Raw genomic sequence first — 10671 nt, 5'->3', positions numbered from 1 at the left:
TGAAACCGATTTTCATTAAATTCTCCTTATTCAGGCAAGCTTCCGGTGGTGATCCAGCTGCGGACGTCGGCCATCCATCCCTCGAAGTGAGGGAAGACCGCGCCCGAACCCTACGTTTGCGGCGGGGGTGGGACAAAGTCGGGTTGTTGGTGGCTGACCTGCCGATTTGTGTCGCGACACGCGGGCCGGTTTCAGTAGGTGGAGTTGGATGGTGCGGGTGACCAGGCGGGTTCCGGGGTAACGCCTCCTCGCCATGGGCAGCGCGCAGCGTGTTCGAGCCCTGTCATGATTTCTGCGTAAGCCGGAGGTGAGTTGCTTACGTTTGCATGTTATCAGCAGGGAATGCCTCCTGGGAAGAGTTGGACTAGCGTGTTGAGTGCCACTTTCCAGCCCCAGGTCCCGGTACCCGAGTCGCCTCCTCGTTGGCTGGAAATATTCCGAATTCCGAGGCAGAGAAGTTTCATTGCCGCGTCTTTATCGGGGAAGTAGCCGCGGTTCTTGGTAATTTTCCGGAGTTGGAAGTTAATGGATTCGATCGCGTTTGTCGTGCACACGACTTTGCGGAACTGGGGAGGGTAGTCAAGGAACGGAATGAAGTCGTTCCACGCGTTATTCCAGACGTCCACGGCGCCGGGATACTGAGTTCCGTACAGTTTTCGAAATTCGTCACGGGCAAGCTCGGCCGCCTCAAGGGTCGACGCGGTATACATTTCCCGCATCGCTTTCGCCAGGGGTTTGCGATCTTTGTACGACACGAACCGCACGGCGTTGCGGATCACGTGCACGACGCAGGTCCGCACGACCGTGCCGGGGAAGATCGACCGGATCGCGTCGGGCAGCCCGGTGAGACCGTCGCAGCAGGCGATGAGGATGTCTTTCACGCCACGGTTGCTCAGGTCGGCGAGGATCTTCGCCCAGAACTTCGCGCCTTCGGTGTCCTGGATCCAGCAGCCCAGAGCATGCTTGCGGCCGTCGACGCCGATCCCGATGGCGAGGTAGGCGACCTTCGTGGTGACGACACCGTTGTCTTTGATCCGCAACCGGATCCCGTCGACATAGAGAACGGGGTAGACTTCGTCGAGAGGGCGGGATTGCCACGCTTTAACCTCGTCGATCACGACGTCGGTGACATTCGAGATCAATTCGCGGGATGCGTTCACGCCGTATACTTCCCGCAGGTGCGCTTCGATTCGCGGGTGGTCATTCCCCGCGAATACAACGACAGGATCATGTCGTCGATATTGCCCAGCCGGCGGGACCGTTTCGGCACGATCGCCGGCTCGAACGACCCATTCCGATCCCGCGGAACCTCAATCTCCACGGGGCCGCTGATCGTGGACACTGTCTTCCGGGTCTTCCCATTCCGGGAATTACCTGTGCCGTGTCCGTCTGGCGAGCCGGATTCGTAGCCGAGATGCTCGGTCATCTCGGTTTGTAGCGCCCGCTCCAGCACGGCTTTTGTGAGCTGGTTGAGCAGGCCGTTCATGCCGTCAACCGGCGTTCCGGAGGCTTCCGCGTCCTGCAGGAGCGCGTCGATCGTCTCCGGTGAGAGCGCCTCGGCCAAGCGCTGCGCGGCAGCCTCGTCACCACGACGAGGCGGTGTGTTCTGCGCCACTCGGTGTCCTTCCGGCCGGTTTCAGACCGATCGATCTTGGTACACCTCCGGCTTACACAGTTGGCATGACACGCCCCGAGTTGGTGCCCAGGCGGCGTTTCAGCGCGGCGACTTCAGCTCGCAGCGCGGTGATCTCCTCGCGTGCACGCGCGAGCTCCACCGCCTGTGCCGCGACCAGCGCGGCCAGCTCGTCGTATGACGGACGAACACCTTCTCCCACAACAAGATCATCCCACATGCCCACTCACAGCAACAAAATGGCCTGAACAGTTACCGGTGCCGCATCTTTCTTATCGCTATGGGCAATCACCAGCGTCGCATCGAAATCCAGCCGCAGCTCCTGCCCCCGCTGCGGGGCGGCACCCGCGGCCCACGCCCGCCGCCGCGCCACCGCACGCGCGGCCCGCACCGCGACCAGATGCTCCTCATCGATGCGTTCCAACAACCGCCACGCCGTGGGCAACGACGCCACCGCACCAAACAACTCAGGCCGGTCCCGCAGCCCCGCGATCCCCGACACCGCGTCCGCGCCATCCGACTCCGCCGCCACCTCCCGCAACAACAGGGCCCCAGCATGCGACACAACACCAGCACCATCAGCGCTGACCTTCAACCGACGCGGCCTCTTGATAGTCTTCACGCGCGAAGTGCCTCTCTGATCGGCGACATGGACCCTCATCAAGTCCCAGTTTCCCCAACCAGACAGGCACTTTCGCGCATTCAGACCACGAGTCACCCCAAACCCCGTGCAACACCCGGGTTAGGATGCACCGGGGCCTCGCGCCGGGATTTCGCGCCGGGATTTCGCGGAAAGCAGGGCGGTGGTGCCCAGGCCAATCTCCAGGCCTAGATAGGCCCAGTACGTCCAGGTGGTCCGGGGACGGTCGAGCGCCAGGGACACCAGTCGCACGCCAGCCGCACCGAGCCAAGTCACGCCAACTGCGGTCTCGGCGGCCGATTCGCTGCTCACCAGCGCCCACCCGCCAAGGGCCGCGAACGTGCCCCCGAGACCGGCCCGCGTCTCCGAGATGCCCCGCGCGGTCGGCATTGTGAGTTCCAGCGCCTCACCCACACTCTTCGGCGCGACCACACCGGCCACGCCGGACAACAACAACGCTGCACTGCTCAATCGCCCGAGATTCACTTGCACAACGCTACATTGATGTCGCGAAATGGCCCGCTCAGAGCTGCCGATACAGCTGATCGTGTCCGATTTTCGGGCTGAGCCAGCCGACGGTGACGTATATGGTCTCGGGAGTTAGTTGACAGTTTGTGCTCAGGACATCCTTTGAGAGGGAATTCTGGATCATCGGCGTTTGGACCAAGCCTTGGTCCGGGTGATCGGGGTGTTTCCGGCGTGTCAGCGCGGCGACTCGCAGGCGCTGACGCGCGACCATGACGACGCCGTCTCGGGGAACCCGCCGTTCGGCTCGGGGCGCGTGACCCGCAGGTATGCCCTTCGGTGATGCACCCGACCCCGGACATGATCTGCCCTGGTGTGCAGTACCGGCACTGCATGGCGTCCCGGTCGATGAAGGCCTGTTGAAGCGGGCGGAGACGGCCGCCCTGCTCGAGTCCCTCGATCGTGGTCACCTCGGCGCCGTCGTGCATGACTGTGAAGGTCAGGCACGAGGCGACCCGGCGGCCGTCGACCGGGACCGTGGCCACCTCGCCGTTGATCCTGAGCGTCACAGGTGCTTCCGGGGCAGGCTCACCGGCTTCGGTTTCGGCTTCGGAGCCGGCCGTGCTGATCGCCAGCGCCGAACCGGCGACCGCGGTGGCCTCGAGAAACCGTCCGCGCGTGAGCCAGTCCGGCGGCGAGTCCATCTTGTCTTCACTCAATGCCGACATCTCCTTCGAGGTTCCTGTGAATGCGGACTGGATGACGCGTCTGGGACTCCACTGCGCCGGATACGAGCATTGCCGGACGCCTGCCTTCGCGTCAAAGACCTATTCCGCTCTCTGTAATACCCCGGGGGTACCAGCGGTCTTCCGACCGCAACCCGGATCGAAAGGGATATGCAGAGAAGGCATCACAGAAGCGGAAACAGGTCTTGGACACGGCTTGCTCGGCTCCGGCACAGTCGTAGATACCGACGACACGAGCGAGGACGAATGGGTATTACCGCAAAGCCCGGGATGAACCGCGACGCGGTGCTGTGGTCGGCGGTCGCGAATGAGCGAGGTAACCGGCCCGTGCTGGTGATGCTGCATGGGTGGAGTTACGACGAGACGCATCTCTACCGGCGGCTCGCCTCGCATTTACCCGAAGAACTCGTGGTCGCCTCGGTCAGGGCGCGCATTCCGGAGGCCGGCGGGTACGCTTGGTTTCCCAGCGCGGGAAATCCCATCGGTAATCCCCAGCCCCGGGTGGCGAACGCCGCGACCGAAGATGTTCTGGCGTGGACGCGCACCCTGGACGCGCCGTCGATCGGCCTGCTCGGCTTCTCCCAAGGTGGCGCCATGGTCCACCAGCTGATGCGGCGCGCTCCCGGGCTCTTCGCCTACGGCGTGAGCCTGGCGGGATTCGTCGTGGCCGATCAACAGCCCGGCGACGCGACCTTGGCCAAGACCCGTCCCCCGGTCTACTCGGGCCGCGGGGAGAACGACTGGGTCATCCCGGACACCGCCGTCGACCGCACCGAACGCTGGCTGAAGGAGCATGCCACCGCCGAAACCCAGGTCTACAGCGGACTGGATCACGACGTCGCCGGACAGGAAATCGACGACCTCGCCGGGTTCGTCGCCAAGCAGCTCCACCAAGAGAGGTAGGCGAGCATTACCCATGCGTCACAACATCGAGTTCGACGCCGAAGGCGCTTTGCTGCGCGGTTGGTTCTACGAGGCCGAGGGCGCGAGCGGCCCGGCTCCCTGCGTGGTCATGGCCCATGGCTGGACCTCGACGAAGCACATGTACCTCGATCGGTTCGCGGAGGTGTTCGCCGCCGCCGGACTCGCCGTCCTCGTCTTCGACAACCGCGGCTGGGGCGATTCTGAGACTGCGCCGGGCAAACCGCGGCACGAGATTGACCCGTGGGAGCAGGTCAGGGACTACCAGCACGCGATCACCTGCGCACAGAACCGGCCCGAGGTCGATCCGGACCGGATCGGCGTGTGGGGCACGAGTTTCTCGGCCGGGCACGCCTACGTGGTCGCCGCGATCGACCGCCGAGTCAAGGCGGTCAGCGGGCAAGCGCCCTTCATTAGCGGTCGAGCGACTTACGCGAACCTCGCCCGGGTCGACAACCGCGTCGTCGGGCCGGAGCAGTTCACCGCGGACCGTCGAGCCCGAGCTCTGGGCGAGCCGGCTGCGACGGTGCCGGTCATCGGCAACGACCCCGGCGAACTCGTCGGGCTGCCGACCCCGGACTCCTACGACTGGTTCACCCACGCACGGGCCGAGCTCGATCCCAGCTGGCCGAACGAAGTCACCCTTCGCAGCATCGACCTCTTCTACGGTTACGAGCCGGGGAGGTACCTGCCGGACATCACCCCGACCCCACTGCTGATGATCGTAGGGAGCGAAGACGGTTTGACCGGCGGGAACCTGGCCGCCGCGGCCTACCAGACGGCGTCCGAGCCGAAGAAGATCGTGTTCCTCCCCGGTGGACACTTCGACGCCTACACGGGTGCCGGGTTCACCGTGGCTTCCCGCGCAGCCAGCGACTGGTTCCTGGAGCACCTCACTGCGCGATGACGACCCGGCCACGAAAATCGCCTCGGCTACCGGATCGTCGATCCGGTAGCCGAGGGCGAGGCTGATCAGGGCCTCAGCCGGTCCCGACGGTCGACCCGCCGCCCTTCGGGACCTGTGCACAACCACGCCAGCTCGTAGGTGATGGCCGACGCCGTCCGCGACGCGAACGCCACCGGCTCGTCGGCCGCGTCCGGGCGTTCGTCGATGAGCCGATCGACCACGCCGGAGCGTCGCAGATCGGCCGCACGCACGTGCTGCGCATCCGCGACTTCGGGAGCGCGTCCGGTGTCGCGGTACCAGACCATCGCGGCCCCTTCGGGCGGCAGCGGACACAGCCAGGCGTGCCGGGCGGCGAGCACGCGGTCGGCCGGGAGCAACGCGATTGCGGCACCACCGGCACCTTGCCCGAGCAGCACCGACAGGGTCGGGACCGAGAGAGTCTGGAGGTCGGCCAGGCACCGGGCGATCTCACCGGCGAGGCCGCCCCACTCGGCAGTAGGGCTCAACTCGGCTCCGTCCGTGTCGATCACGCTCACGAACGGCAACCGCAGTTCGGCGGCGAGTCGCAATCCGCGGCGCGCGGTCCGCAAGTCCGCCGGCCCCGGCGACCGGCCGGCATCGCGGTCGTAGCCGGCGAGCAGCCGGGTGGGGAGCACGGCGTCGACGAGTCCGTGCCCGAACAACGCCTGCGCGGTCTGGACTTCGGGCGGAAACGGCTCGCCGTTCAACGCCTCGAACACGCTAGGGCCAAGGAAACCGACGAGGGCGCCCGGCTCGGCCACGGTAATGTGCCCGAGCGACGCCCAGGACGCAAAGACGCCTCCCGTAGCCGGATTTCGCAGGTGCACGAGGTATGGCAGACCGGCCGCCTTGTGTTCGGTCAAGGCCAGCACGATCGGAGCCGTCCGCGTGAACGCCGCGGCACCTTCCTGCATGCGTGTCCCACCCGACGCCGCCGACGCGAGGAGTGGCAGCCGCGACGCCGTCGCACGACGCACTGCCGTGACGATCCGGTGCGCCGCCGCCGTGCCGATCGATCCCCCCATGAAGGCGAACTCGCTGCACATGACCGCGACCCTGCGGCCCGCGAGCAGGCCTTCCCCGGTGATGATCGCCTCGTCGGCACCGCTGCGGAGCGCCGCTCGGGCCAGAGCCTCCCTGTACTCCCAGTCGGCGACCTGCCGGGGTGGAGAGTCCCACGACCTGAAGCTGTCGACATCGAGCACCACGGCCAGCAACGCTCCAGCGCTGGAGATGTCGACCGCGGTCACGACACTGACGAACATTCCCGCCAGCGGCGTAGCAGTCACGCTTTCTCATCTCTCGTTCAGCACCCTAGGCCGACAGGGCAGCTCAGTCCTGGGCGAACACGCTCAGGGGCTCGGTGTGGCTGGGCTGCCAGCCCAGCTCTCGCTGAGCCTTGGCCGGAGTGAACTGCTGGTCGAGCGCGAAAGCGTCCGCGATCGGTCCCATTTCGGCACTGGCCTGCTCAAGCGTGATCGACGTGGTCTTGCCGTCCAGGCCCGCGGCGCGTGCACACGCCTCGGCGACCTCCTTCGCGGTCGGGTTCACCCCGCCGACGCCCACATAGACCGAACCGGCCTCCGCCGACAAGGCGGCGACATAGAGCGGGGCGAGATCGTCGATGTGCACCAGCGCCCAGCGGTTGCCACCGTCCCCGATGTAGGAGATGGCACCCTTCTCCGTGCCGGGCTGGACGAAGAACGCGTCGATCAGGCGATTGTCGCCGCCGTAGATCAATCCGGGCTGCACGATGACCGGGCGTCCGCCGTCGGCCGTCCGCGCCAGCACGGCGTCCTCCACTGCCTTCCGCCAGGCCACTGCACCCGGCGGGTTCCACGCCGCCGTCTCGTCCTGGACACCGTCGGTGTCGCCGTAGACCCAGGTTCCGCCGGTGTGGACGTAGGTTCCACCGCCCACGCCGTCCTGCATCGCGGCGGCCGCGGCAAGATCCTCCTCCCCTGAGGAGGCCTGGGCGAGGTGGATCACCGCCTCCGCGCGAGCCGCAGCCTCCCGGAGCACCTCCAGGTCCGCGAGTCCGCCTCGAACCGCCGTCGCGCCGACCGCCACAACGGCCTCTTCGGCGCGTACGCTGCGGGCGAGTGCTTCCACGGTGTGGCCCTGGCCGACCAGTTCGGCGATCGTGGCCTGGCCGATATAGCCCGACCCACCGGTGAGAAAGACCCTCATGGTAACTCCCTTTTCTCGCATCAGGTACCGCACCATCATGGGCGGATATCGCTGTGTCCGTCCAAGACTTATTCCGTGCCCTGTGATACCAACGCGGTATCGCGGAGTGGTGATTCGTAGAACGCATTACAGAACTCAAAACAGGTATTGGACTTCACTCGCCTGGGTCGGGCACATTCAACGACACGGACGAAGGGGTGAGGATCAATGGGGACCACGAGGAAACCTGGTATGGACCGCGACGCGGTGCTGTGGTCCGAGCCAGAGCGTGGCGACCGTCCCTTGCTGGTGATGCTGCACGGCTGGAGCTACGACGAGACGCACCTGTACGAGCGGATCGTGCCGCTGCTGCCGAAGGAGCTCGTGGTCGCGTCGGTCCGGGCGCGCATCCCGGAAGCCGGTGGGTACGCCTGGTTTCCTCGCGAGGGAAACCCGATCGGCAATCCTCAACCCCAGGTGGCGAACGCGGCAACCGAAGACGTGCTGGGCTGGACGCGCACGCTCGACGCGCCGTCGATCGGCCTACTCGGCTTTTCGCAAGGTGCCGCCATGTCGCACCAGCTGATGAGGCACTCCCCAGCGCGCTTCAGCTACTGCGTGAACCTGGCAGGGTTCATTGTGGACGGTCACGAGCCCGGCGACGCGATCTTGACCAAGACCCGTCCCCCGGTCTACTGGGGTCGGGGGGAGGACGACTTCGTGATCCCAGCTGACACCGTCCGGCGTACCGAACACTGGCTGCGGGAGCATGCCACCGCCGAGATCCGGGTCTATCCCGGCTTGGACCACGACGTCGCCGGACAAAAGATCGACGACGCCGTCGCCTTCGTCGCCCACCAGATCCGCCGAGACTGACGAAGTCAGTCCTCCTGCGCGAGAGTGGTCGCGATTTCGGCGAAGTCGTAGATCGTTCGTGAACGGCGCGAACGATCCACGCCAGGCACACCCAGTTGGGCGCGATGTCCTCGACGGGGATGTGCACGACGTCGGGGCGTGTGTAGAAGCTCGCGGTGGAGATCGGGATGATCGAGATCCCGGTTCCGGCCGCCACGTGTTCGAGCTTCTCCTCAACGCTGTGGATCACGAGGAGTGGTTCCGCCGTGCCGTCGCGGAGCTCCAGCGCGATATCCCGCCATTCGGGGACGGCGTCGGGATTCTGCAGGAGGTGCTCCTCGGCCAGCGCGACGAAGTACCGCAGTTTGCGCAGGTCGACATCCATGCGAACTCCTTGACAGGGGTGATCGGCTCAGACGGACCCAACGGCCTCATATCGCAGGCTCTGTTCCCTGGCGTAGGCCTGCGCCAGGGAACAGAGCCGGTAGCGCCGAGGACCGCCATGGTCGAGCAGGTTGGCGTCCACCAAACGGTCCAGCGCGTCCTCGGCCTCGATGAGGGAGCAGCCGAGGAAGGCGGCGACGGTTGCCGCGGTGAACGCGTCGGTGCTGATTCTGCCCAGGATCCGCAGAACCGCCTCGGGCTGGATGCTGTTGCGGGGTGGAGTGCGGAGGGCGGCGCGGGCGGTGTCGAAACAGTCGCGCAGTGCCAGGTCGCCGACACTGAGTTCGTCGAGCAGCCCGTTGGGGACCTCCAGCCATGCGAAGTCCCCGATGAGTCAGCGCCAAACCTGCCGGGTCCGCCGCGGTGGGCTCCTCCCACGGTCTCGGCAAAGTTGTCGCGAGGACACAAACCATTAACGGGCTAAACCGATGCCAAGCGCTCTACGCAGGTCAGCGGGGTGCCGTATCCACAGGTCGACCGCCATCCCATCGGGGCGGGTCAACGTCAGACAGCCCTGGCCGCCTGGACCCCAGACCGGCGCAATCTCCGGCGTCCACGAGCGGTCCCAGACCACAGGCCCCACTCCCCGTTTCCGGTCACCTTCCCGCGGTTCCCAGTGTAATTCGCCGTCGACCAAGGACAATCGCCCCATAAACTCACCGACTTCCTGCTGCCGCGAGTGCCGACCGGGGGCTTTGGCGCCCAGCAGCAGAGCCGCTGACACCGGCAATTGCGCAGACCACGACGGTGCGGCACCAGCGGCCCGCCGCCGCGTTTCGGCCCGCCCACCGAGCCACAGAACAACCATCCCCACGACGTACACCGACAAGAGCACCCCGACTGGTACGGCCACCGCGGGGATCCAGCCCACCTTGAACGCGAGCGACACCGACAAGGCGGCTAGGAAAAGCACTCCCACGAGCGCACTGGATCGGCGCCGCCGCTCTCGTTCCCTGCCGTATTCAGTCATCAAGGTTCCGTTCGCTTCGGTATCAGCAGACGATAGCCGCTCCACCGTACGGAGAGTATGTGCGCGGCATCGGCGCTGCCATCCCCCACCGCCACCACTGCTCTCGTCCATGATGGGCCCCGAGGCTTCCGGACAGTGATCAGGGGGCGATTCTACGCTGCCCGTGTTCCGTTCAAGTACTCGATATGAATCTCACGTGGAGTCTTATACCCGATACCGGAATGGAGACGTCGGGTATTGTATCGGAATTCTATGTAGTACGCAATATCCCGGCGTGCGTGCTCTAGGGTTGGGTACTCAGTGCGGTGCACCCGATCGTTCTTCAGTGCTGCGAAGAACGACTCCGCCATCGCATTATCGTAACAGATCCCGGTCCTACCGACTGACTGCCTGATCTTCAGCGACCGCACTGTCTCGGCAAATTCGGACGACGTGTTGTCGTCCATTGCCCAGCCGACCACAGCCTTGGTATGACAGTCGATGACAGTCGATGACAGTCGCCAAATAGAGCCACCCTTCCCACGTGGGGATGCAGGTGATGTCGCCGACCATCTTGACGCCAGGCGCCTCCGCCGTGAAGTCGCGGTTGACCAGGCCAGGGATAGGGCCGCTGGCGCCGGACTCAGTGAGACTGAAGCGCCACGGCCTCGGCTGGCAGGCCACCAGACCCAACTCCCCGCATCACCGATCGCACCAGCTCCGGCCCGGCCTCGACGTCCCACCTCACGAGTTGAGCGTGAATACGTCGGTAACCGTAGGTTTCATCCGAATCGTCGAACGCTTTCCGGACGAGAAGCTTCACCTTCTCGCGCCGCTCGGCCGTGGCTGACTCCGGCCGGGACCTCCACTCGTAGAAACCGGATGTGGACACGCTGAGATGAGCACACATGAACGTGACAG

General features: G+C 65.6%; 12 protein-coding genes and 2 pseudogenes. 5 read left to right on the top strand and 9 right to left on the bottom strand.

All coding sequences use genetic code 11. The features are described 5' to 3' along the window. Window positions 1–332 precede the first annotated feature (332 nt). From JWQ81_RS19135 to JWQ81_RS45015, 5 genes and pseudogenes are all read right to left on the bottom strand, one after another. A pseudogene (locus tag JWQ81_RS19135) lies at window positions 333–1564 on the bottom strand (IS256 family transposase). A gap of 103 nt (window positions 1565–1667) precedes the next feature. Continuing rightward, window positions 1668–1835: a hypothetical protein gene (locus JWQ81_RS19130; protein ID WP_297543376.1), complete on the bottom strand. Its 168-nt coding sequence runs from the start codon at window positions 1833–1835 to the stop codon at window positions 1668–1670. A gap of 57 nt (window positions 1836–1892) precedes the next feature. After that, window positions 1893–2255 (bottom strand): annotated as a pseudogene (locus JWQ81_RS19125) (IS1380 family transposase); the annotation flags it as partial. Window positions 2256–2375: 120 nt separating this feature from the next. Continuing rightward, complete coding sequence (locus JWQ81_RS19120; protein WP_297543375.1) at window positions 2376–2744, bottom strand: DUF4345 family protein; 369 nt, start codon at window positions 2742–2744, stop codon at window positions 2376–2378. An 11-nt stretch (window positions 2745–2755) separates the two neighbouring features. Then, on the bottom strand, window positions 2756–3226 hold the full coding sequence (locus JWQ81_RS45015; protein WP_366942316.1) for a 2Fe-2S iron-sulfur cluster-binding protein: 471 nt from the start codon (window positions 3224–3226) through the stop codon (window positions 2756–2758). A 133-nt stretch (window positions 3227–3359) separates the two neighbouring features. Here JWQ81_RS45015 and JWQ81_RS19110 point away from each other — a divergent pair, with 133 nt between their 5' ends. From JWQ81_RS19110 to JWQ81_RS19100, 3 genes are read left to right on the top strand one after another with little or no spacing between them, the layout of a single operon-like run. Further along, window positions 3360–3758: a hypothetical protein gene (locus tag JWQ81_RS19110; RefSeq protein WP_297543378.1), complete on the top strand. Its 399-nt coding sequence runs from the start codon at window positions 3360–3362 to the stop codon at window positions 3756–3758. Further along, window positions 3731–4387 carry a dienelactone hydrolase family protein gene (locus JWQ81_RS19105; RefSeq protein ID WP_297543372.1) on the top strand — a complete coding sequence of 219 codons (657 nt, stop codon included), beginning with the start codon at window positions 3731–3733 and terminating at the stop codon, window positions 4385–4387. Before JWQ81_RS19110 ends, JWQ81_RS19105 begins: the two co-directional genes overlap by 28 nt. 13 nt (window positions 4388–4400) lie before the next feature. Continuing rightward, window positions 4401–5312 (top strand): alpha/beta hydrolase, encoded by a 912-nt coding sequence (locus JWQ81_RS19100; protein ID WP_297543370.1) that lies wholly within the window; start codon window positions 4401–4403, stop codon window positions 5310–5312. 65 nt (window positions 5313–5377) lie between these two features. On the opposite strand, the gene JWQ81_RS19095 is transcribed toward JWQ81_RS19100, so the two are convergent. Together JWQ81_RS19095 and JWQ81_RS19090 are read right to left on the bottom strand one after the other, a co-directional pair. Beyond that, a complete protein-coding gene (locus JWQ81_RS19095; protein WP_297543368.1) occupies window positions 5378–6622 on the bottom strand; it encodes a carboxyl transferase domain-containing protein in 1245 nt (414 codons plus the stop codon). Window positions 6623–6665: 43 nt separating this feature from the next. Further along, on the bottom strand, window positions 6666–7523 hold the full coding sequence (locus JWQ81_RS19090; protein WP_297543366.1) for an NAD-dependent epimerase/dehydratase family protein: 858 nt from the start codon (window positions 7521–7523) through the stop codon (window positions 6666–6668). Window positions 7524–7754: 231 nt separating this feature from the next. On the opposite strand from JWQ81_RS19090, the gene JWQ81_RS19085 reads away from it, so the two are divergent. After that, on the top strand, window positions 7755–8378 hold the full coding sequence (locus JWQ81_RS19085; protein WP_297543364.1) for a dienelactone hydrolase family protein: 624 nt from the start codon (window positions 7755–7757) through the stop codon (window positions 8376–8378). A gap of 196 nt (window positions 8379–8574) precedes the next feature. Next, a complete protein-coding gene (locus tag JWQ81_RS19080) occupies window positions 8575–9225 on the top strand; it encodes a hypothetical protein (RefSeq protein WP_297543362.1) in 651 nt (216 codons plus the stop codon). Window positions 9226–9923: 698 nt separating this feature from the next. Here JWQ81_RS19080 and JWQ81_RS45010 read toward each other — a convergent pair. Together JWQ81_RS45010 and JWQ81_RS19075 are read right to left on the bottom strand one after the other, a co-directional pair. Continuing rightward, window positions 9924–10217, bottom strand: a complete 294-nt coding sequence (locus JWQ81_RS45010; RefSeq protein WP_366942315.1) for an integrase core domain-containing protein — start codon at window positions 10215–10217, stop codon at window positions 9924–9926. Window positions 10218–10393: 176 nt separating this feature from the next. Continuing rightward, window positions 10394–10671, bottom strand: a 278-nt coding sequence (locus tag JWQ81_RS19075; protein WP_297543360.1) for an IS3 family transposase, incomplete at its 5' end; no start/stop codon positions are given.

The sequence above is a fragment of the Amycolatopsis sp. genome (assembly GCF_025464955.1).
GTDB lineage: Bacteria > Actinomycetota > Actinomycetes > Mycobacteriales > Pseudonocardiaceae > Amycolatopsis.
The sequence above is the reverse complement of the archived record's forward strand: the minus strand, read 5'-3'. Positions and strand labels throughout refer to the sequence as shown.

Coding starts and splice junctions, on each gene's coding strand:
- JWQ81_RS19100 (WP_297543370.1), top strand. CDS start 4,401: ATGCGTCACAACATCGAGTTCGACGCCGAAGGCGCTTTGCTGCGCGGT.
- JWQ81_RS45010 (WP_366942315.1), bottom strand. CDS start 10,217: ATGGACGACAACACGTCGTCCGAATTTGCCGAGACAGTGCGGTCGCTG.
- JWQ81_RS19105 (WP_297543372.1), top strand. CDS start 3,731: ATGGGTATTACCGCAAAGCCCGGGATGAACCGCGACGCGGTGCTGTGG.
- JWQ81_RS19090 (WP_297543366.1), bottom strand. CDS start 7,523: ATGAGGGTCTTTCTCACCGGTGGGTCGGGCTATATCGGCCAGGCCACG.
- JWQ81_RS45015 (WP_366942316.1), bottom strand. CDS start 3,226: ATGCACGACGGCGCCGAGGTGACCACGATCGAGGGACTCGAGCAGGGC.
- JWQ81_RS19085 (WP_297543364.1), top strand. CDS start 7,755: ATGGACCGCGACGCGGTGCTGTGGTCCGAGCCAGAGCGTGGCGACCGT.